We start from the raw sequence: 21,534 nt of genomic DNA, 5'->3' as shown, positions 1-21,534 counted from the left end.
CCCCCCGGGAGAGCGGGCGCGCGCCTCATTCTGACTCAACAAGAAGCCATCATGTCTCCGCGCACCCTCCCTCTCGCCATTACCCTCGCGCTGTTCTGCACCGCGCCTGCCGTGCTGGCTGCCGAGGGCGCGCTGGACACACTGAATCTGCTGGAGCAGTCCGATGCCCTGCCGGATGACTTCCGCGATCACTTCTTCGATGTGCCGCTGGTGGTCCGGGTAGAACGGGACGGCGAGTACCTGGGTGACGCGCGCGCCGTACTTACCCGCGACAACGCGGTGTCGTTGCTGGAGTTCACCGACGCGCACGGCAGCACCCAGCCCGAGAGCGAGCGCGAGCGTTGGCTGGCCGTGCTGGGCTCCCCTCATGCCCTCGGCCCGTGCACCAAGCCGTGCCGCGATGGGCTCGCCGGCCTGCACTACAGCCTCGAGAGCTCCCTGCTTTCGATCGCCTCCGAAGCGGCCGGCCAGGCGTTGGCGGTGCAGCGCCACCTGTCGCTGCCCGATTCCGGCAGCAGTGGCCTGATCCTGCGCCACCAGTTGAATGCCTATGGCGGGGAGGGCCAGCGGGCTGCCGGTCGCTACGCGCTCGCCGCACAGGGCAGCGTCGGCAACTGGACACTGGACGCCAGCTACCAGGCGGACCGCAGCGGCGAGGATGATCGTCGCGTCCGCCATGTCCTGCAGTCACTGCACGCGCAGCGTGAGTTCAAGGACCATTTCCTGCGTGCAGGATGGTTCCTCCCGAATTTCGACGGCGTTACGCGGCAGCCCCGTGGCGCAGGACGCACCCGTTTCACCACCTTCGGGGTGATGGCCGGTTCGTCCGATACGCTGCTGGTGGACAGTCGTTCGCCCAGCCTGTACCCGGTATACGTGACTGCCAACCGCGAGGGCAGCGTCGAGGTCTACCGTGACGGCAGCCTGATCCTGACCCAGGCGGTCCGTCCGGGGCTTCAGCAGGTGGAGACGCGACGTCTGCCTGGCGGCATCTATGAAGTGGAACTGCGTGTGATGGAGGACGGACGCGAGACGTCACGCACGACATCCATCATCCACAAACCCACCCAGTGGCGCGATCCCAGCCGGCGTTGGCGCTACAGTGCCTTTGCCGGCGTGCAGGACAGCCTGCTGGACAGCTTCGATGATCCCGGCGCGGGCCGGCCTGCCGTGGGCGGCGTGGTCAACTATCTTGCGCATCCGCGTGCGGTGCTCGGTGTTGCCGTGCAATCCATCGGGAACGATCGCTCGCTTGCCGGTTCAGTCGACTGGCAGGTCAATGACTGGGCCAATGTCTACACGAACGCCTATACTTCCAACCGGACCGGCAAGGGCGTGGACCTGCAGGGCCTGCTGCGCTACCGCAATGGCAGCGTGGTCGCCTCGCATACGCGGAGCTGGCAGGTGCAGGGCGACCTCATCGAGCCTCCGCCGTTTCCCGGGTACACCAGCGCGCCCGTGCGCGAGGGCTGGTTGCGCACCTCGGCAGTCGGGGTCAATCACGGGTTCGGCCGGCATGGCCAGCTCTCGGCCCGGATCTCACACAGCCAGGGCATCAGCCGCGGCACCGGCTTCGACCTTTCATTCAGCCGTCGGCAGACGCTGTTCGGCAGTGACGCCAACTGGCGGGCTTCGGTCTTCGATCGCCCCGGCAGCATCAGCTCGGGCCTGCGACGCAATCGTGGCGTGGAGTTCACCTTGAACATCGCGCTCGGCCAGGATGGGCGGCGCTACAGTGGCAGCCTTGGCTCACGTACCGGGGCCCGGGGAGGACGTGACGTCTACGCCAGTGCTGGCGTGCAACAGAGCTTCGCAGACAGCATCGTGCACAGTATCGCCGGGCAGGCGACCGTGGACAGCACGGGCATCGGCCTGGGCGGCAACGCCCACTTCGAGTCGGCTGCACTGCGCGGGGATCTCCATCTGCAGCGCTCTTCGCTGGACGGTGGTGTGAGCGGGGGCGTCAATCTGGAGAGCACGCTTGCCGTGGGCGGAGGCTCCCTGGCGATTGCAGGCGACGGCCAGGCCAGCATGGTTGACACCGGCATGATCATCGATGTGCGTTCGGACCTGGCCGGCGCCACGATCCGCGCGCACGACAGCCGTGGCGGCTCCCATATCCTGCGCCCCGGCCGCAATCTGCTGCCGGTGTCCGCCTACAGGCCCGGGTCGATCCAGCTCGACTTCGATGATCACCATGCGCCGGCCGCCGCGATCCAGCCGTCGGTGCTGCCCTATCACCTCAACAAGGGCGGCATCGCCTACAACCAGGTCGATGTCGTCAGCACGATCACCGTGATGGGCCATCTGCAGGACTCGCAGGGGCGGCCGCTCGCGGGTGCGCACGTGGTCAATCATGCCGGGCGCAGTGTCGCCGAGGCCGATGGCTTCTTCGCCCTGGAGATGAACAGCCGGATGCCGACGCTGGTGGTGCGTCATCCGGACATCAGCGCATGCAGTTTCGAGCTGGATGGCCGCACAACCCGCCCGCGTGGGGAGATGTGGATGGCTGGCATCCTCAGATGTCCACCTTCGGCCGTGGCCGCACAGGCTGCGGCCGGCCATGCTGGAGAAGCGCCATGATGTTCCATCTGCTGTGCCGCTTCCTTCGCCGGCTCACGCTCGGCGTGTCGATGCTGCTGCCCGCCCTGGCCGCGCAGGCGGGCGACGTGTACATCACGGCCGAGTTCAAGCCTGACCTGACAAACCCCAACCAACGGGGATTCGTCAACACCACGCCGTGGAGCGGGGTCTGTGCCAATGCGCATATGGCGACCTGCATCGCCAACAACTGGTGGAGCATCGATACGACCGTCCGTGGCAGCAAGGAGGTGATCCGCAATGCGGACTACGGCCCGGACGGCTTCTATATCGCGATGCCGGCACCGCGCATCGTGACCGTCACGTCCGAGGATGGCGCCAGCAGCTTCGACCTCACCCTGCGGGTGATCGGGGCGGCGATGCGGTTTACCGACGAGGACAGGGACGGGGCGTCGAGCGGGTTCTACTCCAGCGGCGGACCGAACAACTGCTCGTATGGGGTGACAGGATCAAGTGCCTATACCGTCATGCGCATGCTCCTGCGCCGCGACGATGGACAGGGCGCCGTCGCCTGCGGCCTGCACTGGGTGAACACCAACAACTATGCCATTCCAGCACTGGATTTCGTCTATGCGCTGGAAACCCCGGCGCCGCTGGAGATGCGCAGTGGCATCTACACCGGTTCGACCCGCTTCTCGTTCGGGGGAACCGGGCAGGGCAGTGACTTCGACCTCGGGCACCGGGTATCCCTGTCCGACAGCCTGGTGAACGTGCATTTCCGCCTGGAGGTGCGCCATGCGTTCCGGTTGGATGTGGCCCCCGGCATGGATCACGCGGTGCTGGCGCCCAGAGGCGGGTGGAGCCAGTGGACCGACCATGGCATCGCACCGGCGCGGCTGCAGCAGGAAGTTCCGTTCCACATCAGCAGTTCCGGCCAGTTCAGTGTCTCGATGCAGTGCGAGCACCTGCAGGCAGACGGGCGCTGCGGGATCCGCAATACGAGCGTTGATGCCGATGACGTTCCGTTGGATGTCAGCCTGACATTGCCAGGTTTTCGTGATCGCGCGAGCGGCCGCCAGGTGGTGGATCTGCCGCTGCGGGTGAACCAGCCTCCGCCTGTATTCACCGCCGATGCCGTCATCATCGGGCGTTCGTCGACGCTTCGGTTCGCCGTGAACGGCGAGCCGGTACGGAAGATGCTGGACCACCCGGGCACCACGTATCAGGGCAGCGTCACCGTGGTGTTCGACGCAGATCCATAGCGCTGCGACGTGTGGTGTCTGGCATCATCGGCAGAGCATTCGGACGAGTGCTCTCCATCCGGTCCTTCCTGGGAACCTCTGATGCCTGACAATTCCGCCCCCCTGCGCGTACTCGCTTTCGCCGGCAGCCTGCGCCGGAACAGTTACAACCGGCACCTGATCGACGCTGCAACAGGCTCGGCGCCGGCCGGCCTGTCGCTGACCGTCCATGACAGCATCGCTGACATTCCGCTGTTCAACGAAGACCTGGAAGCAGACGCTGCGGGTGGTCCGGACGGCGTGATGCGCCTGCGTGCTGCGGTTGCGGCGGCCGACGGCGTGCTGATCGCCACGCCCGAATACAACCAGTCCCTGCCGGGCGTGTTGAAGAACACCCTGGACTGGCTGTCGCGCAACGATGCCGCGCTGGGTGAGGTGCTGTCCGGCAAGCCGGTCGCCATCATGGGCGCCACCCCGGGGCGGTGGGGCACACGGCTGGCGCAATCGCAGCTGCGCCACGCGCTGGCCGCGATGGGGGCACTCGTCATGACCTCGCCGCAGCTGTACATTGCCGAGGCGGCATCGGCACTCGACACCGCAACGAATGACTTCGATGACGCCACCCGCAAGCGGTTGCACCGCTTCCTGGAGGGGTTCCAGAGCTGGATTCACCAGTTGCGCGGGGAGCGCAGGCCATGAACCACACTCGCATGAAACCGATTGGATGCCTTGCCCTTGCACTGGCCGCGATGCTGACCGGCAATGCCTGGGCCGAGTCAGACGAGAGCACCAAGCGCCCGTCGTCCGAGCAGTTGCAGCGGCTGATTGTCGACCGCTCGCCGCAGACTCGCGTCGAACGTCCTGACAGCGAGCGGATCACAGCCCGCCGCATCGACATCGTGGATGACAAGGGCGTGATCCGCATGACGCTGTCGGGGCAGACGCCGGCACCGATCATCGATGGCATCCAGTACAAGCGCGCGTTCAACGTGGCGGGCATGGTGCTGTACGACGACAAGGGCAGTGAACGCGGCGGATTCGGCACCGCTGACATCGAGGGCGGGATGGCCGTGCTGGCGCTGGATCATCCGGCCATGGATGCGATCGGCTGGCGGGTATCGCCCGATGGCGAGGTCCGGTTCTCGATCAACCAGGCGCCGCCGCCGATCCGCGATGCCGCACTGGGCAACAAGCTGGTGCCGGGGGTGCAGGTTCCGACGCGCATCCAGATGGTAGTGGGCGCCGACGGCACGCCGGCCATCGCGTTGAATGACAAGCAGGACCGGACCCGCCTGCGCCTGACCGTCACTGCCGAAGGCCATGGTGCCATCGAGTTCCTCGATGCACAGGGCAGGGTGGTGCATACGCTGGCCCCGGAAGCCGGTGCGCAGTAGACGCCGGACGCGGCGGTCGATGGCATCGGTCATCTGCAGATGGATCGCCGGTGGGCTGGCAATAGCCTTGCTGGCGACGGCCGCACAGGCGGAGACCCGGGCGCGCGCGCCCATCGTGCGAACCGATGATGTGACACGCTTCTTCGCGGTGATGGACGCCAGCGGTGGCAGGCCGGATGCATTGTTGCTGCAGCGCCGCTATCTGGAGCCGGGCAGCGACGCGCTGCATCAGTTCAGCGAACTGCGCATCGGCTCGATGCAGCGGCTTGCGGATGCAGTCCAGCAGAAGCCGGCGTTGTATGTGAAGGCGCGCACGTGCGCTGCGGCACTGCCGGGCATCCGCAGCGGAGTGACCCGTGCGCTGCAGAAGCTCGGAGAGATCGTGCCGTCGGCCCGTTTTCCGCCGGTCACCCTCCTCGTCGGGCGGGGCACCACCGGTGGCGTCACCACGCCGGACGGCGTGGTGATCGGCCTGGAGACACTGTGCAGCGCGGACTGGATGCAGGCCGATGTGACGGAACGCTTCGTGCACCTGATCGCGCACGAGTATGTGCACGTGCAGCAGCACGGTGCCGCTGTTGAAGTGCCGACGCCCACGGTGCTGTACCAGACGCTGCTGGAGGGCGGTGCAGAGTACGTGGGTGAACTGATCTCCGGGCAGCCCGCCAACGTCCATCTGCAGCGCTGGACCACAGGGCGCGAATGCGCTCTGGAGCGGGAATTCGTTGCAGAGCGGAACAGCACCGACCTGTCGCGGTGGCTGTACAACGGCCCCGGCGACGACACCCGGCGCGGCGATCTCGGTTACTGGGTCGGGCAGCGCATCGCGCGGGCGTACGTCAACCGCGCCGACGACAGGCAGAAGGCCATCGCCGAGCTGCTGGATGTAAGGCCCGAAACCGCAGAGGCGCTGTTCAGCGCCAGTGGTTGGACGCCGGCGTGCGTTCCCGACAGTACCGGGGCGCGGTAGGCAGGTCGTGCTGGAGCCATGACTTCAGGCACTGCAGGCGATCTGCCTCCATCGCCACTCTGACCGCATGTCCCAGGAAGGAGCATTGCCTTGTCTGCCATCCGACACGTGGCGTCCGTATTGCTGGCGTTCGCGCTGTACTGTCCTTTCGCCGAGGCCAGGCAGTCGCCTGCCGATGTGCTGGCGGATATCGAGCGTAACGGGCGTGCTGCCCATTCCGACGCTGTGCTGATCCAGAAGGACGGTGTTCCACTGCTGGATGTGGCCTCGACCAGCGAGCCGATTCACCTCATGTCGGCCACCAAGTCGATCATGGCGCTGGCGATCGGCCTGCTGCTCGATGACGGGAAGCTTGCGTCGCTGGACGAACCGGTCAGTGCGATCTATCCGGAATGGCGCCAGGGCCAGAAGCGGGACATCACGGTAAGGATGTTGCTGGAGCATACCTCCGGCCTGCAGAACGTTCCCAACGCGGGGGTCGAGCTGGAATCTGCGCCGGATCTCGTGCAGCTCGCGCTCGCAGCGGAAATCACGTCCGTGCCCGGCAGCGCGTTCTCCTACAACAACAAGGCCACCAATCTTCTGCCGGGCATCATTGCCCGCCTGGCCGGCCAGCCCGTGGATGCCTATCTGGAGGCGCGCCTTTTCAGGCCCCTGGGGATCACGCGCTACGACTGGATGAAGGATGAAGCGGGCACGCCCTTGGGCATGGCCGGGCTCTCCCTGTCAGCCCGGGACTTGGCCGCCATTGGTCAGCTGATGCTCGATGGCGGCGTGGCCAAGGACGGAACGCGCCTGATGAGCGAACACGCGATCTCCTTGATGACCGTCGAGAGTACGCAGTCTGCGGACGTCGGATTACTGTGGTGGCGGCTGCCGGAATGGGAGCGATACACGCTGCGGAAGGATGCGCAGCGCACGCTCCGGGAGCGCGGCGTATCTGACCGGCTTCAGCATGCGCTGCTGGCGGCGGAAGGCAGTACCTTTGCCAGCAAGTCGGCGCTGATGGCGCATCTCAGCCAGCAGCTGGGCGACGATTGGCAGCCGTTGTACGCCACCGAGATCACCGGCCGCGGGCTGAAGATCGCCGATCTTTTCCAATCCCAGCGTGGTCCGGTCAGCGCTTACGCCGCCAATGGATATCTTGGCCAGCACCTGGTGGTCGTACCGGAGCAGCGCATCGTCGCGGTCCGGCTGATCCAGCGCAGGGAAAGCCATGCCTTCCCGGTCGACGATTACGCCACGTTTCCAGCGGAGATCATTCGCTTGGCGAAGTCGATGCCTGCGTTGGCTGCGTCCGCCACGGACATCGGCGGGGCACAGCACGATGTTGCAGTGCACACAAAAATGGACGATACAGCTAGTCCCATCCGGCTATAGGCCCCCCGCGCGACTCGACGCACACTTCGTCCCGTGAAGGCCGAAGGGAGGGGCGTGAGATGAGTCTGTACATGGGGAGACTGCGCAGGCTGGCAGTGCTTGTGTTGCTGCTGAATCCCTTGCTTGCGGGTGCGGCGCCGGCGGCATCGTCGGTGCCTGCACCCGAGGTGGTTCCGCTGTGGCCGCAGGACCACTGGCAGCAACGCGCGCGTGGCCCGGAACGGATCGGGATCGAAGGCAGTGCGAAGGGCGCGGTCTCGGGCATCAGCGATGCGCGCATGGAAATCTATCGCCCGCTGAAGCCGAACGGCTCCGCGGTGGTGATCTTCGGCGGTGGCGGCTACTTCCGGATCCAGATCGGCAGCGCCGCCAAGCCGACGGCGCAGTGGCTGCAGTCGCTGGGGGTCACGGCTGCGGTCGTCTACTACCGGCTGCCTGCCGATGGATGGGCACCTGTCTCGCCCTTCCAGGATGGCCAGCGCGCCATGCGGCTGATGCGCGCACAGGCGCCCAGCCTGGGGGTCGATCCGGAGCGCATCGGCGCGTTGGGCTTTTCCGCTGGAGGCAACCTGGCCGGGATCGTCGCCACGCGCTTCGATGCCCCGTTGTATGCGCCGGTGGATGCGGCCGACCAGCTGTCGGCGCGGCCGGATTTCCTCGGCATGATCTATCCGGTCGTTTCAATGCGTGCGCCGCTGGACCAGACCCGGTCGAAGCGGGAGCTGGCGAGCCAGAACGACGCCCAGCAGGCTTATTCGGTCGAAGAACACATCCGCAAGGACATGCCGCCGGTGTTCCTGGCCCAGGCCGTGGATGACCGCATCGTGGATGTCGGCCACAGCGTGGCGATGTACCAGGCCGCGCATGCAGCGGGTATTCCGGTGGAGCTGCATCTGTTCGAGGCCGGAGGCCACAGCTGGGGGCTGGGCCGGCCCGGCACATTGGTGGCGCAGTGGCCGCGGCTCTTCGCCAACTGGGCACGCAGCCACGGCTACCTCGGGCCAGCGCCTGCGCGGCTGCCCCCGAACGGTGGCCAGGCGATGCCGGCCGCTGCACCTCAGCCCCAGCCTGCGCTGGACGACGATGGCGCGGGCGACTGAGCCGCGCACCGTACTTCATTCGGGAGAACTCCATGAATTCACTGAAGCGTGCCGCGCTCGCCGCGGCTGCCGGCGGCGGCCTGTTGCTGGCGTCACCCTCCGTGCTGGCCGCGGCCAGCGATACCGAAGCCGGGTTGCGTGCACAGGTGCAGGAGCAGGCCAGACAGCTGCGCGAACAGGCAACCCTGCTGCAGCAGCTGAGCGCACGCCTGGCTGCGCTGGAAGGGGGAACGCAGGGCGCTGCCGCAGTGCCCGGCAGCGACGCCAACGTTGACGCGCAGGTAGCCGCCGCAATCGCCGACACCCGGCAGGACGACCTGGCCATTCTGCAGGCACAGGTGGCCCAGCTTGCCGCGACCGGTGGGGGAGGCGATGGCAATGTGCGCTGGCGCAAGGGTGGCCCCGAGCTGCGCAGCGGTGATGGCCAGTTCACTTTCCATCCCCGTGGCCGCGTGCTGGTGGATTTCAGCACCACCCACGGATCCGGATTCGACGCGCGCAACGTCACCGGCACCGATCTGGCCAGCGGCCGCCTGGGTGCAGAGGGACAGATGGGACCGCTGGGCTACAAGATCGATGCGGACTTTGCTGGCAACGAGGTATCACTGAAGGACACCTACCTGTCCTGGGACACGCGGATGGGAGGGCTGCCGACAGAGATCTACATGGGCAACAAGCTCAAGGACCGTGGCCTCGACGGTGGCACCAGTGGAGTGAACACGCCTTTCATGCAGCGCAATGCCGTGGCCTCGGTGGGCGCCCAGCAGAGCGGGTACTACGGACTGGGCGTCACCACCAAGGTGATCGGCGATGGCTGGCATGCCAGCGTCGCGGTGACCGGCGACGATATTGGCAATGACAGCACGGCCAGCGACACGATTGCGTATCTGCTGCGCGCGCACTGGAACCCGCTGCGTGGCCAGGCCGGCTTCCTGCACCTGGGCGGCTGGTACTGGTACGAGGATCTCGGCCAGGACGTCGGCAGCATCAACAAGACCTCGCCGATCGCACTGGGCTGGAACGGCAACGTGCGCGTATCGGCCAGTTCCATCGCCAACGTCACCGACAACCGCGCCTGGGGCCTGGAACTGGGCGGGGTGTACGGCCCGGTGTGGGCCTTTGCCGAACACACCACGCGCACCATCGAGTCGCGCACGGTCGACCCGGTCGACCAGCAGGCCACATCGATCTACGCAGGCTGGCTGATCACCGGTGAGCGCCCTGGATTCAGCAGCCGCTCCGGGGTATGGGGTACCACGCGCGTACTTCGCCCCGTGCAGGAAGGCGGCATCGGCGCCTTCGAGCTGGCGGCCCGCTATGACCGCTACGACTTCCTTGATGCTGCCCGCGGTGGCGAGGGCACGGCATGGACGCTCGGGCTGAACTGGTACCTCAACAACTGGTCCCGCCTGATGCTGAACTACGTTCACTGGAAGACCGACAACAAGGTGGGCAATGCCCAAGGGCCGGATTCCGGCAATACTGTCGGCGTACGGGCGCAGGTCTCGTTCTGAGCCCGGTCGGCGATCCGGGTGCGGCATCCGCGGAGCATCCCTTGACAGGCCACGGCGCCACCACCACGCTGCGTGCCATGCATATCGATATCAAGGCGCTGAACGAGCGGCAGTTGAAGGCACTCATCGCGGCCGCCGAGCGGCGGCTGCAGCTGCTCGCACAGCGACGTTCCGCGGCCGTCGTCAGGCGTGAGCTGGTCGCCGCCGCCGCAGAATGCGGTTATTCAATCGAGGAACTGTTCGCCGGCGCCAGCGCGGTGTCCGTGCCTGCGGGCGGCGCTTCCCGCAGGCGCCGGAAGACAGGCAAGGTCGCACCCAAGTATCGCGACCCCGAGAACCGGCGGAATACCTGGACCGGTCGCGGGCGCATGCCGCGCTGGCTAGCGGACAAGACCCGGCACGGTCGCAGCGCGACCGATTTCCTGATTCCGGGCCTGGCCAGGCCGACGACGGGCAAGGATGTGGTCATCGGGCGCAGGAGTGTGTTCAAGCAGAAGTGATGGGGCGTCCCCTAGTAGCTCCCGAAACGGATCTGCACTGCGCCGTCCACCACGTTCACGACGCCGATCTCCGCAGGGCCGAGCTCGACCACGGCGGGCCAGGAATGGCGGAAACCCAGCGGCCATGCGGGAGGTGTTACCGTGCGCCAGCTCGATCCGCTGTCCTCGCTCCAGCTGACTTCGTTCAGGCACGAGGTCACGAACATCACCCCGCGCTTACTGGTCATGACGTGGGGGCCGCAGCGCTGGTCGGCGAGCGGCGTACCGAGGCCGGCCGGCCAGGTCCGCCCGTCCGTCGAGACCTTGTACGACACCGGGCATTGCGGGTCATCGCCGCAGGTCTCGAACACCATCAGGTAGCCACCGGCGGGGCGGCGTGCCATGACGGGCATGCCGGGCCGGAGCTGCCCACCGCCGGGCTGTTCGGCAATCGTCATCGCAGGTCCCCAGGTGCGCCCGCCATCGTTGGACAGTCGCTGTGAAACGACCTGGTTGTAGGACGGATGCTCATCGGCGCGGGTTTCATCGGCATACACCACCGACAGCGTGCCGTCGTCCAGGCGCGTCAACACCGGCTCCCACACGCCGCGGTCCTTGCGCCCGTTCGGTGCCTCGTTGCCGGCGAGGGTGCTCAGGAAGGTCCAGTGTGCTCCAAGGTCGTCGCTGGCATAGAGATGCAGCCGGTAGGAGACGCCTTCGACCAGCGAACGCATCGCCAGCAGCACACGCCCCTCCGGCAGCACCAGCAGTTCGCCGTTGTCGATCATCCGGCCGGGCTCGGCCACGTCGGACCAGGGCGCCCAGCTGCGGGCCCGGTCACTGCTGATCGAGAGCTGCAGGGTGGTCGGCTGCCCTTCATTGAAGCGCGTGGTCACTGCCAGCCAGCGGCCATCCGGCAGCTGCGCCAATCGCCCCCAGCCCGCGTTGCGGGCGGCCACGGTGGCGGTGCCAGTCCATGTGATCTCCGCTGCGTGCAGCACAGAGGCGAACCCGGTCAGGGCCAGCAGGGCCAGGCAGCGCACACCACTGCGCAGAACGAATGCGTGTCGGACAGTCAGGCGCATCGAGGTCACCAGTAGGTTGCGTAGAGGGCCACCAGGATCGCCAGCACCGCCAGCGAAGCGATGTTGAACGATGGGGCGGTGGCATAGCTCACATCGTCGGTGCGGATACGATCACGATCGCCACTGGCGCGGGTGCCCAGCGCGACGCCTACGCCCAGCAACAGCGTGACCAGGAACACCACGCCCATGCGGTCCATGAAGGGCAGCGAGGGCCACAGCAGCTTCAGGGCCAGCGACAGTACGAAGGAGCCGACCGCCGCAGCCAGCGCACCGGCTTCGTTCGCACGCTTCCAGAACAGGCCCAGCAGGAAGATCACCACGATGCCGGGGGTGAAGAAGCCGGTGAACTCCTGGATGTACTGGAAGCCCTGGTCGAACCCGCCCAGCAGTGGGCGCGCGGTCAGCACCGCCACGATGATCGAGACGGACGCCGCGAACCGGCCGACACGCACCAGTCTGGCTTCCGAGGCATCGGGCGCGCGCTTGGCATAGAAGTCGAGCGTGAAGATGGTGGCGACGGAATTGATCTTCGATGCCAGCGACGCAACGATGGCGGCCACCAGCGCGGCGAACACCAGGCCCAGGATGCCGCTGGGAAGCAGCGCCAGCATCGTCGGGTAGGCCGCGTCCGGGCGTTCCAGGCCGGGGGCGAGCATGACCGCGGCGATGCCGGGCAGCACCACGATGGCCGGAATGAGCAGCTTCAGGAACGCAGCGAATACCACGCCCTTCTGCGCCTCACGCAGATCCTTGGCGGCCAGTGCGCGCTGGATGATGTACTGGTTGAAACCCCAGTAGCTGAGATTGGCGATCCACATGCCGCCCAGCAACACCGACAGCCCGGGCAGATCCTTGTAGAACGGATTGTCCTTGCTGAGGATCATTTCAAAGCGTTCGGGATGCTGCTGCCACAGCTGCATGAAGCCGTCGGTGACGCTGCCGTTGCCGATCTGGCCCAGCGTGATGAAGGTGACCAGCAGGCCACCCAGAACCAGCAGCGAGACCTGCACGATGTCGGTCAGCGCGACCGCCTTCAGGCCGCCATACAGCTGATAGGCCAGTGCGAAGGCGCCCAGCAGCACCAGCGCCACGTCCTGGTTGAGGCCTGCCACGCCGGCAATGGCGATCGAACCCAGCCACAGGATCGAGGTGAGATTGACGAATACGTACAGGCCCAGCCAGAACACGGCCATCAGCGTGCGGATGCGGTTGCCGTAGCGCTCCTGCAGGAACTGCGGCATGGTGGTGATGCCGTTGCGCAGGAAGATCGGCAGGAACCATTTGCCGACGATCAGCAGCGTGATCGCCGCCATCCACTCATAGGATGCGATGGCCAGGCCGATGGCATAGCCCGAGCCGGACATGCCGATGATCTGTTCGGCCGAGATGTTGGCCGCGATGAGGGAGGCACCGATCGCCCACCACGGCAGGCTGCGGCTGGCCAGGAAGTAGTCCTGGGCCGACTTCTGCCGGCCGGCCTTCTCGCGGGAAACCCACTGCGCGAGGATGAAGATGCCAGCCAGATAGGCCAGCACGATGCTGATATCCAGGGTGGAAAGGCTCATGGAAGCTCCGCGATGGGTCCGCGCTGTGGGCACGGCGGCACGTCATTGGGGTTGCCGGCGAACCGGGGCTCGGGAACGCCGGCGATGCCGGCGTCGGTGGCGAACAGGTGGCCGGCGAAGGGGTCGCGCGCGCGCGCCGTCGCGTCCAGGCCGTCGTGTGCGCTGGTGATGAACATCGTTCGCAGCATGCTGCCGCCAAAGACCGGGCGGGTGGGCTGCGCGACCGGGACGGAAAGCGTGCGGTCCTGCCGGCCATCGGGCCGGTAGCGCACCACGCACGAACCGCCCCAGCGGGCATTCCAGAGTCCGCCTTCGGCATCGACCACACTGCCATCGGGCTCGCCATCCTCGGCCCGCAGATCGGCGAACACAGCTACCGCTCCCGGGCTGTCGCCGTAATCGCAACGCAGGATCTGCTTCTGCAGCGAGTCGCAGAAGTACATCGTGCGGCCGTCCGGACTGAACGCTACGCTGTTGGCAATCGCCACGGTCGGTAGCGGAAGCGTCTCGAGCACGAGCTCGGCGGTGAGCCTGTAGAAGGGTGCGACGGCCTGCTTCGGACCGTTCGTGGGCTCATGCAGCATGCCGAACACGAAGCGGCCCTGGCGGTCACAGGCGCCATCATTGGCGCGCAGACGCGCCCCTGTGTCGGGCAGCACAAGCACGTCACGCAGCTCGCCGCGCGCCGGATGGAAGAATGCCAGCCGCGACGCCAACGCCAGCAGCAGCCAGCCTTCGGCTTCGCACAATGCCAGTGCGGCCAGCCGCTCCGGCATCGGCCAGCGGGTGAGCGCGCCGTCACCGGGGCGATAGCGCCACAGCTGCGCCTGCGCGATGTCGGTCCAGTACACCACCGATTCGCGATCACACCACAGCACGCCTTCGCCCAGAGTGTTTGCGGCCGGCACCGCGACAGTGGCGGACCCGCTCACACCCAGCCTCCGTCGATGATGAAGTCCTGGCCGGTACACATGCGGCTGTCATCGGCGGCCAGGAACAGGGCGGCGCGCGCCAGGTCATCCGCGCGCAGATAGCCCGGCAGGCATTGCGCACGACGCAGCTGTGCTTCGCCCTCCGCGTCCAGCCACAGCCGCTGCTGCTTCTCGGTGATCACCCAGCCCGGTACCAGCGCATTGATGCGGATGCGGTCCTGCCCCAGTTCCCGGGCCAGGCCGTTGACCAGGCCGTGGACCGCGGATTTGGCCACCGCGTACAGCGGATACCCGCTGTTCTTGATCATCCAGCCCGTCGAACCCAGGCAGATGATCGAACCGCCGCCGAGGGCGCGCATGTCCGGCACCAGCGCCTGGATGGCGAAGTACTGGTGGCGCAGGTTCACCGCCATGCTGCGTTCAAAGTCCGCGATGCCGGTGTCGGCCAGGGCATGACGAGCATCGTTGGCGGCATTGTTGACCAGCACCGAGAACGGTCCAGCCAGGATGCGCGCGTGGGCGATGGCGGACCGGAGTGCCTCGATATCGGTGATGTCGCAATGCAGATAGCGCGGGGCAGTCGCAACGTCGCGCAGGCTTTCCAGCAGCGCTTGGGCGCCGCTGTCGTCGATGTCGAGAAAGACGACCTTCGCACCCTGCCGCGCGAAGTGCTCGACGAAGGCGGCGCCGATGCCGGTGGCACCACCGGTGATCAGCACCGCGCGGTTCTCAAGGCTGGGATAACGTGCCCGATCGGTCATGGCGCTCACCACTCGGCCACGCTGCCATCGGCATGGCGCCAGATGGGGTTGCGCCAGCGGTGGCCTTCGGCGGTTCGCTCGTCAACGTAAGCCTGGTTGATCTCGATGCCCAGCCCCGGGCCGTCGGGAATCCTGACGAAGCCTTCCCTGTACTCGAAGGGCGCGCGGTCCACCAGGTAGTCCAGCAGATCGTTGCTGGCGTTGTAGTGGATGCCCAGGCTCTGTTCCTGGATGAAGGCGTTGTAGCAGACCGCATCCAGCTGCAGGTTGGCCGCCAGCGCGATCGGGCCGAGCGGGCAGTGCAGAGCGATGGCGACGTCGTAGGCTTCGGCCATGGCCGCGATCTTGCGGGTTTCCGTGATGCCACCCGAGTGCGATGGATCCGGTTGCAGGATGTCCACGCCACCGGTCTGCAGTACGCGCTTGAAGTCGAAGCGGGAGTACAGGCGTTCGCCCAGCGCGATCGGCGCAGGCGAAAGGGCGGCCAGTTCCGGGATGGCTTCCAGGTGCTCGGAAAGCACCGGCTCTTCGATGAACATCAGCCCGAAGGGCGCCAGCTCGCGCATCAGCACCTTGGCCATCGGCTTGTGCACGCGGCCATGGAAGTCCACGGCCACTCCCACATCGCGGCCCACCGCATCGCGCACGGCCTGCACGTTCTCCAGTACCCGCGTGACCTTGTCATGGCTATCGACGAACTGCACTTCCTCGGTGGCGTTCATCTTCACCGCAGTGAAACCGCGTGCCACGGCGTCGCGGGCGGCACGGGCGGTGTCGGCCGGCCGATCGCCGCCGATCCATGAGTACACGCGGATGCGGTCGCGCACGGGGCCGCCCAGCAGGGCATGCACGGGCACGCCCAGTGCCTTGCCATGGATGTCCCACAGCGCCTGGTCGATGCCCGCCAGTGCGCTCATCAGGATCGGACCACCACGGTAGAAGCCGCCACGATAGAGCACGTTCCAGTGGTCTTCGATGTGCCGGGGGTCCTTGCCGACCAGATAGTCGGACAGCTCTTCCACGGCCGCCGCCACGGTGTGTGCGCGTCCTTCGACGATGGGCTCGCCCCAGCCGCAGATGCCGGCGTCCGTATCGATGCGGACGAACAGCCAGCGCGGGGGCACCAGGTAGGTCGTGATGGCAGTGATCTTCATGCGGGGGAGTCCGTGTTCGTTCTGTTCCAGGCGTCGATGAACGCACGCGCGCGGCGTGCGACGTCGTCCGCGGGGGTCTTGGGGGCATACAGGGCGGAGCCGATACCGAAGCCGGCGGCACCTGCCTGGCGGTAGGCGGCCATGCGCTCCGGGGTGATGCCGCCGACGGGCAGCAGCGGCGTGCCGGCGGGAAGCACGCTGGACCACGCCTTCAGCACCGGGGGGGGCAGTTGTTCGGCGGGAAACAGTTTCAGTGCATCCGCACCGGCCCGCAGGGCAGCGAAGGCTTCCGTGGGCGTCGCCACGCCGGGCGTGCAGACCATGCCGCTTGCGTGGGCGGCGGCGATGACCTCCACGTCCGCGTGCGGCATCACCACCAGCCGGCCACCGGCATTGTTCACGTCCTGCACCTGCGCGGTGGACAGGACGGTGCCGGCACCGATCAGGCAGCGATCGCCGAGCTGCTTTGCGAGCAGTTCAATGCTCTGCAGCGGCTGCGGCGAGTTCAGCGGGACTTCCAGGATGTGGAAGCCGGCCTCGGCCAGCGCCGCGCCGATGGCGGGCGCTTCCTGCGGGGTGAGCCCGCGCAGGATGGCAACCAAGGGGAGGGGTTGCATCCAGGCGGTGCTCATGGTGTTTCCTTCAGCGTGGGGGTTTTCTGGACAGCCGCGCGCCCTTCAGATTGGCGCGGGAGTCGGCAATCATGTCCAGCATGGCGGCGCGCGCCGCGTCCGGCTGCTTCTGCCGGATGGCGTCGTACACGTCGAAGTGGCGCGGCAGCGAGTACTTGAAGTCCTGCGCGGTCTGCGCCGAGAGCAGGAAGAAGGTGCCCAGCGCCGCGTCGATGACCGAGAACAGGGATGCCAGCAGTTCGTTGTTGGTGGCTTCCAGCACGCTCTCGTGGAACATCAGGTCGGCCTTGGCCCACGCATCCTGGTCCGGTGCATCGGCCATGGCCTGGTACGCGCTCTTGATCCTGGCCAGCTGCGCGGGCGAACGCCGCTCGGCTGCGGAAGCCGCGGCCGCCGGTTCGATCACCTCGCGCATCTCCACCAGCTTTTCCACGAAGTCCTGGGTGGGCATCAGCGCGCAGCGCCACGCCAGGATGTCGCTGTCCAGCTGCTTCCAGTGACGCGGGTCGCGCACCCGCGAACCGGTTTTCTGCCGGGTTTCGATCAGCCCTTTGGAGCCCAGCACCTTCAGGCCCTCGCGCAGGGCGGAGCGGCTGACGGACAAGGTCTGTGACAGCAGCTCTTCCCTGGGCAGGAATTCGCCCGGCTGAAGTGCGCCGCTGATGATCCGCTGCCCGATCTCCTGGGCCACTTGGTCGTAGAGGTTGCGTACCTCGATCGGTTTCACAGGCATCCCTTTGGCTTGGTGCACCGCAGGCTGCGGTCACTCCTATTATCCGACAAAAGGACGGGTGCAGGGTGTGAGGCATGTGGGGGAGCGTCCTCATCAGAGCTTGAACCGGAAGCCCATGCCCAGGGTCTTGTCCTGGTAACGGATGTCGCGCGGCCGCGTGTTGCCGCTGCCCCAGTACTGGTGCAGGTTGTTGCCCAGCAGGTTGGTGGCCGAGAACACCACCGTGGCGCGCGGGGTCACGTCGTAGCTGATCGAGAAGTCCAGCGAGCTGGCCGGCTCGACCTGGTCTTCCGTTCCGGCGACGGTCGGCTGGGTGAAGAAATCGATGTACCGGCTGCGGTAGCCGTAGGCCAGGCGCGCACTCAGGCCGAAGTTCTCGTAGAACAGCACGGCGTTGTAGTTGTTCTTCGAGACGTTCTGCAGCGGCCGCGAGATCACGGGCCCGCCAAGGAACTCCGGAGACTTGGTATCGCCTTCGATGTAGGTGTAGTTGAACTGCGCACCCAGGCCGCTCCAGGCGCCGGGCAGGAAGTCGAAGGTCTGCTGGTAGGCCAGCTCGACACCCTGCAGATGGCCGCTGCCGGCGCTCTGCGGGGATGACAGCTCGTAGTCCTCCCCGGCGATGACCACATTGGTGATGTAGTTCTGGATGTAGCCATCGATGTCACGATAGAACACGCCCGCACTGACGTAGCCCACCGGGGAGAAGTACCACTCCAGTGACATGTCGTAGTTGGTCGACTTGATCGGGCTCAGGTCGGGGTTGCCACTGCTGGCCACGCCCGCCCGGTTGACGGTGCCGGGGTTCAGCGAGATCGACGGGTTCAAGGCACCGAAGTCCGGATAGCTCAGTGTCTTGGCCGCCAGCACGCGCAGCTGCCAGGCATCGTTGAAGTGCAGGTTCAGGCTCGCGTTGGGCAGGGCATTGGTGTCCTGCGTGCTGCGGGTGATGGCACTGTAGACACCCGTGCCCGCGTCGAACGAGAAGGCGTTGAGTTCACGCTTGATCTTCTCCGCACGCACGCCTACCAGACCATCCACGCGCAGGCCGCCCAGATCGAAGTCGTACTTCGCCTGCAGGTAGCCGGCGCTCTTGCGTTCTTCGATATCGAAGAAGCGGCCGGGATTCTCCGCCGCCAGCCCGTCCGGCAGACCGTAGTAGCGGCGCAGCGCGTCGGCGTTGTCGATCAGGTAGTCGTAGCAGGGCGTCAGGAACGACTGGCTCAGTGCGGAGTTGCCGCGCTTGCTGCAGAAGAAGCTGCTGGCCGGGAACAGCCCCACCACCTGGTTGGCCGGGTTGGGCGAGGCGGTGATGTTGCCCGTACCGGCACCGCCTGGTGGCGGCGTGCTGATTTCCACGCTGCCCTTTGCGCTGGCGGTACGGTCGGCATAGCGCAGGCCGAACTGGAGGTTGGCGATCGGGCCGTCGAGGAACTCGAACGTTCCGTCGCCGCGCCAGCTGTTTTCCTCGCCGCGCGACTCGCCCCAGGTCTGGAACAGGCCATTGAGGTAGAAGCGCGACGGGTCCATGGCCGGGTTGCCGGCCAGGTACCAGTTCTGGTGCTTGCCCGAGGTGCCGTCCCAGACGGTGGTGATCGGCCCGGCCAGGAAGGTGTCGATGATGAAGTTCTCATCGCGGTAGTAGCCAGACGTACGGGCCACTTCGGTGGACAGCCGCAGCTGGTCGCCGCGCCACTTGAAGCCCAGCGCGTTCTGGATGTCCTGGCCGCGCTGCTTGTGCGCCTGGGTGCTGCTGGCGGCATAGCTGTCGCCGGTCCATGTACCTGCGGTGGCGTCGCAGATGGTCTGGCCGTAGAGCGGCCCGTCCAGGCGGTTGGCATAGCAGTTGTCGCCGACCTGCAGCCCCGTCGGCGGCACCACCCCGACCGGGAAACTGAACAGGAACGCCTGGTCATAGTCGTCTCGCACGAAATCATAGAGGCCCTCGACATAGACCTCGGTGCGTTCGCTGGGTTTCCACTGCAGGGCATAGTTGAACGCACTGCGCTTGCGGTCGCCATGGTTGTAGTTGGTGCCCCAGCCATTGGGGGCGGCGATCAGGTTGCCGTCATCGGTACGTGCCGGCGTGCCATCCGGATTCTCCAGCACCTTCGGGAAGTCACCCCACACCGCATCGTACGCATAGCGCTTGCCGACATAGCCGAAGTTGACCATGGCGCCGATCTCGCCGGCATCGGTGTCCCAGCGGTTGCTCAGCAGCAGGCTGGCGGAGGGATCGATGTCGCCACCGTACTTGCTGTGCGTACCGGTCACGGTGCCGGCGATCTCCGCACCGTCGAAATCCAGCGGGCGGCGCAGCTGGATGTCCACCAGGCCCGCGATGCCGCCCAGTGGCAGGCTCGCCTCGCTGCTCTTGTAGACGTTCAGGCTCTTGATGGCGGTGGCCGGCAGGTTCTGGAAGGCGTAGCCGCGGCCGGAGCTGCTGAAGATCTCACGGCCGTTGAGGGTGCTGATCACGTTCGGCAGGCCGCGGATCACCACCCCGGTGGTCTCGCCCTGGTTGCCCTGCGCCACCTGCACGCCGGTAACGCGCTGCAGGGCGTCGGCCACGCTGTTGTCGGGCAGCTTGCCGATGTCTTCGGCAACGATCGAATCGACGACCATCTCCGCCTCCTGCTTGATCGACTGGGCGGTCTGCAGGCTTTGGCGCAGCGCGGTCACGGTGACCGTGTCCAGGTTGACGGCCTCCTGCGGGCCGGCCTCCTGCGCCTGCACCAGAGAGGGCAGGGCGAGGGCCGAAAGGATGGCCAGGGAAAGCACGGTGCGGGAAGAACGAGCGGTCATGGCGGTATCTCCGGATTCCGGAAAGCAGTCGCGGTTGAGTGGCCCGCCTTCATGCGAAGGCGGGCGCCAGTAGGGTCAGAAAGCGGGAACGGAGGTGCGCGGGGTCTTGGCCAGCCTGCGGAACAGCTCGGCTTCGCGTGCCCGGTAGGGCGTGCCGTCGGCCTTCAGCAGATCGTGGAACCACACGGTGGGGGCTTCCATCGTGTAGGGGCGCTGCCAGCTGTCCCACGGGAAGCGGGTCTGGATCGCGCCGTCCACGAACCCCCAGTTGATCATGCCGATGTTCTCGCGGCGGGCGATCGGAAGGATCGTGTCCACGTTCGAGCCTGCGCCGCGTGCCAGCCATTCGGTGCAGATCAGCGGGCGGCCGTACCTGCGCAGCTGTGCAATGCGGGCAACGAATGCCTCCGGCTGCTCGTAGTTGTGGAAGGTGATCACATCCGACTGCTCCAGCTGCGTGCGCTGGATCGCGGTGAGCGATGCGGCGCCCGGCGACCAGTCATCGCCGATCCACACGCCGCTGGTGAGCGGCTGCACCGGCTTCTTCGCGCGTGCCCAGTCGAAGATCTTCGGCAGCAGTTCGGCGATGCGTTCCTGCTCGCCCGGCAGCTGCTTGTCCATGTAGTTGCCACCCCCGGGGTTGTCCGGCTCGTTCCACAGGTCCCAGACCAGCACGCGTGTGTCGTTGGCGAAGTGACCGATCACGCCCTCCACATAGGCCTGGAAGTGCGCGTCGTTGGCGCGGTCCACCAGCATGTGGCGGCTCGGGCTCTGCACCCAGCCGGAGTTGTGCACGCCGGGAATCGGGCGGCGCTGCGGGCCGAGCACCGGATCCGGGTCCCAGCAGCTGTCGAACAGCACGAGCATCGGGCGGATGCCGTTCTTCTCGGCGATGGACAGGAAGGTGTCGATGCGCTTCAGCAGGCCCTGCGGGTCCTGCTGCCACAGCAGGTCATGCAGGTAGACGCGCATGGTGTTCATGCCGAACTGCTCGTGCGCCCAGCGGAGTTCGCGGTCGATGGCTGCCGGATCGAAGGTCTCGGCCTGGAACATCTCCAGCTGGTTGATGGCGTTGGAGGTGGTGTAGTTCGCGCCCACCAGCCACTGCTGTCTGGAATACCACGCGTCGGCTTCGGCCGGGGTCCAGCGTGCGGCGTCGGTCGCATGCGCCATCGGTGCGACGGCGAGCAGCGTTGCCAGCAAAGGGGTAAGCCACTTTCGCATGAGATGCATCTCCTTGGTTCATGA

18 protein-coding genes are annotated in these 21,534 nt (G+C 66.6%); 9 read left to right on the top strand and 9 right to left on the bottom strand.

The features are described from left to right. Window positions 1–51: 51 nt before the first annotated feature. The 9 genes from AC06FB_RS00970 to AC06FB_RS00930 all read left to right on the top strand — a co-directional run bounded on the left by AC06FB_RS00970 (window position 52) and on the right by AC06FB_RS00930 (window position 10,640). Window positions 52–2,583 (top strand): TcfC E-set like domain-containing protein, encoded by a 2,532-nt coding sequence (locus AC06FB_RS00970; RefSeq protein WP_478053269.1) that lies wholly within the window; start codon window positions 52–54, stop codon window positions 2,581–2,583. Continuing rightward, on the top strand, window positions 2,580–3,803 hold the full coding sequence (locus tag AC06FB_RS00965) for a hypothetical protein (RefSeq protein WP_478053268.1): 1,224 nt from the start codon (window positions 2,580–2,582) through the stop codon (window positions 3,801–3,803). The genes AC06FB_RS00970 and AC06FB_RS00965 overlap by 4 nt, the downstream gene beginning before the upstream one ends. A gap of 81 nt (window positions 3,804–3,884) precedes the next feature. Next, on the top strand, window positions 3,885–4,481 hold the full coding sequence (locus AC06FB_RS00960; RefSeq protein WP_262100616.1) for an NADPH-dependent FMN reductase: 597 nt from the start codon (window positions 3,885–3,887) through the stop codon (window positions 4,479–4,481). An 11-nt stretch (window positions 4,482–4,492) separates the two neighbouring features. Continuing rightward, window positions 4,493–5,176: a hypothetical protein gene (locus tag AC06FB_RS00955; protein ID WP_111186930.1), complete on the top strand. Its 684-nt coding sequence runs from the start codon at window positions 4,493–4,495 to the stop codon at window positions 5,174–5,176. 19 nt (window positions 5,177–5,195) lie between these two features. Further along, window positions 5,196–6,146 (top strand): DUF2268 domain-containing putative Zn-dependent protease, encoded by a 951-nt coding sequence (locus tag AC06FB_RS00950; protein ID WP_111186931.1) that lies wholly within the window; start codon window positions 5,196–5,198, stop codon window positions 6,144–6,146. Window positions 6,147–6,236: 90 nt separating this feature from the next. Next, window positions 6,237–7,526, top strand: a complete 1,290-nt coding sequence (locus AC06FB_RS00945; RefSeq protein ID WP_428992969.1) for a serine hydrolase domain-containing protein — start codon at window positions 6,237–6,239, stop codon at window positions 7,524–7,526. A gap of 59 nt (window positions 7,527–7,585) precedes the next feature. Further along, window positions 7,586–8,626, top strand: a complete 1,041-nt coding sequence (locus AC06FB_RS00940) for an alpha/beta hydrolase (RefSeq protein ID WP_111186932.1) — start codon at window positions 7,586–7,588, stop codon at window positions 8,624–8,626. Window positions 8,627–8,658: 32 nt separating this feature from the next. Then, a complete protein-coding gene (locus tag AC06FB_RS00935; protein WP_111186933.1) occupies window positions 8,659–10,140 on the top strand; it encodes an OprO/OprP family phosphate-selective porin in 1,482 nt (493 codons plus the stop codon). A gap of 77 nt (window positions 10,141–10,217) precedes the next feature. Further along, window positions 10,218–10,640, top strand: coding sequence for an H-NS histone family protein (locus AC06FB_RS00930; RefSeq protein WP_279941460.1), 423 nt, complete (start codon window positions 10,218–10,220; stop codon window positions 10,638–10,640). 11 nt (window positions 10,641–10,651) lie between these two features. Here AC06FB_RS00930 and AC06FB_RS00925 read toward each other — a convergent pair whose 3' ends face one another. From AC06FB_RS00925 to AC06FB_RS00885, 9 genes are all read right to left on the bottom strand, one after another. After that, window positions 10,652–11,704, bottom strand: coding sequence for a sialidase family protein (locus AC06FB_RS00925; protein ID WP_478053267.1), 1,053 nt, complete (start codon window positions 11,702–11,704; stop codon window positions 10,652–10,654). A 5-nt stretch (window positions 11,705–11,709) separates the two neighbouring features. Further along, window positions 11,710–13,269, bottom strand: coding sequence for a sodium/sugar symporter (locus AC06FB_RS00920; RefSeq protein WP_053515835.1), 1,560 nt, complete (start codon window positions 13,267–13,269; stop codon window positions 11,710–11,712). Next, window positions 13,266–14,201: an SMP-30/gluconolactonase/LRE family protein gene (locus AC06FB_RS00915; protein WP_478053266.1), complete on the bottom strand. Its 936-nt coding sequence runs from the start codon at window positions 14,199–14,201 to the stop codon at window positions 13,266–13,268. Before AC06FB_RS00915 ends, AC06FB_RS00920 begins: the two co-directional genes overlap by 4 nt. Then, entirely contained in the window at window positions 14,198–14,962 is a 765-nt protein-coding gene (locus tag AC06FB_RS00910; protein ID WP_478053265.1) for an SDR family NAD(P)-dependent oxidoreductase, read from the bottom strand. Before AC06FB_RS00910 ends, AC06FB_RS00915 begins: the two co-directional genes overlap by 4 nt. A gap of 5 nt (window positions 14,963–14,967) precedes the next feature. Beyond that, window positions 14,968–16,116, bottom strand: a complete 1,149-nt coding sequence (dgoD, locus tag AC06FB_RS00905) for a galactonate dehydratase (protein WP_065175640.1) — start codon at window positions 16,114–16,116, stop codon at window positions 14,968–14,970. After that, entirely contained in the window at window positions 16,113–16,748 is a 636-nt protein-coding gene (locus AC06FB_RS00900) for a 2-dehydro-3-deoxy-6-phosphogalactonate aldolase (RefSeq protein ID WP_065182277.1), read from the bottom strand. The genes dgoD and AC06FB_RS00900 overlap by 4 nt, the downstream gene beginning before the upstream one ends. Window positions 16,749–16,758: 10 nt before the next feature. After that, the gene (locus AC06FB_RS00895; protein WP_053515824.1) at window positions 16,759–17,481 is read right to left on the bottom strand and encodes a FadR/GntR family transcriptional regulator; all 723 of its coding nucleotides are present in this window, start codon (window positions 17,479–17,481) and stop codon (window positions 16,759–16,761) included. A gap of 93 nt (window positions 17,482–17,574) precedes the next feature. Then, window positions 17,575–20,286, bottom strand: a complete 2,712-nt coding sequence (locus tag AC06FB_RS00890; protein WP_478053264.1) for a TonB-dependent receptor — start codon at window positions 20,284–20,286, stop codon at window positions 17,575–17,577. 75 nt (window positions 20,287–20,361) lie between these two features. After that, window positions 20,362–21,510 carry a cellulase family glycosylhydrolase gene (locus AC06FB_RS00885; RefSeq protein WP_478053263.1) on the bottom strand — a complete coding sequence of 383 codons (1,149 nt, stop codon included), beginning with the start codon at window positions 21,508–21,510 and terminating at the stop codon, window positions 20,362–20,364. Between the last annotated feature and the right edge of the window lie 24 nt (window positions 21,511–21,534).

The sequence above is a fragment of the Stenotrophomonas sp. Steno-C15 genome, from assembly GCF_056393265.1.
Note: the sequence above shows the minus strand (reverse complement) of the source record. Positions and strands in the feature narration are given on the sequence as shown.

Excerpts from the sequence above, each read along its gene's own strand:
- AC06FB_RS00970 (WP_478053269.1), top strand. The coding sequence starts at position 52 with ATGTCTCCGCGCACCCTCCCTCTCGCCATTACCCTCGCGCTGTTCTGC.
- AC06FB_RS00965 (WP_478053268.1), top strand. The coding sequence starts at position 2,580 with ATGATGTTCCATCTGCTGTGCCGCTTCCTTCGCCGGCTCACGCTCGGC.
- AC06FB_RS00960 (WP_262100616.1), top strand. The coding sequence starts at position 3,885 with ATGCCTGACAATTCCGCCCCCCTGCGCGTACTCGCTTTCGCCGGCAGC.
- AC06FB_RS00955 (WP_111186930.1), top strand. The coding sequence starts at position 4,493 with ATGAAACCGATTGGATGCCTTGCCCTTGCACTGGCCGCGATGCTGACC.
- AC06FB_RS00950 (WP_111186931.1), top strand. The coding sequence starts at position 5,196 with ATGGCATCGGTCATCTGCAGATGGATCGCCGGTGGGCTGGCAATAGCC.
- AC06FB_RS00940 (WP_111186932.1), top strand. The coding sequence starts at position 7,586 with ATGAGTCTGTACATGGGGAGACTGCGCAGGCTGGCAGTGCTTGTGTTG.
- AC06FB_RS00935 (WP_111186933.1), top strand. The coding sequence starts at position 8,659 with ATGAATTCACTGAAGCGTGCCGCGCTCGCCGCGGCTGCCGGCGGCGGC.
- AC06FB_RS00930 (WP_279941460.1), top strand. The coding sequence starts at position 10,218 with ATGCATATCGATATCAAGGCGCTGAACGAGCGGCAGTTGAAGGCACTC.
- AC06FB_RS00925 (WP_478053267.1), bottom strand. The coding sequence starts at position 11,704 with ATGCGCCTGACTGTCCGACACGCATTCGTTCTGCGCAGTGGTGTGCGC.
- AC06FB_RS00920 (WP_053515835.1), bottom strand. The coding sequence starts at position 13,269 with ATGAGCCTTTCCACCCTGGATATCAGCATCGTGCTGGCCTATCTGGCT.
- AC06FB_RS00910 (WP_478053265.1), bottom strand. The coding sequence starts at position 14,962 with ATGACCGATCGGGCACGTTATCCCAGCCTTGAGAACCGCGCGGTGCTG.
- dgoD (WP_065175640.1), bottom strand. The coding sequence starts at position 16,116 with ATGAAGATCACTGCCATCACGACCTACCTGGTGCCCCCGCGCTGGCTG.
- AC06FB_RS00900 (WP_065182277.1), bottom strand. The coding sequence starts at position 16,748 with ATGAGCACCGCCTGGATGCAACCCCTCCCCTTGGTTGCCATCCTGCGC.
- AC06FB_RS00895 (WP_053515824.1), bottom strand. The coding sequence starts at position 17,481 with ATGCCTGTGAAACCGATCGAGGTACGCAACCTCTACGACCAAGTGGCC.
- AC06FB_RS00890 (WP_478053264.1), bottom strand. The coding sequence starts at position 20,286 with ATGACCGCTCGTTCTTCCCGCACCGTGCTTTCCCTGGCCATCCTTTCG.
- AC06FB_RS00885 (WP_478053263.1), bottom strand. The coding sequence starts at position 21,510 with ATGCGAAAGTGGCTTACCCCTTTGCTGGCAACGCTGCTCGCCGTCGCA.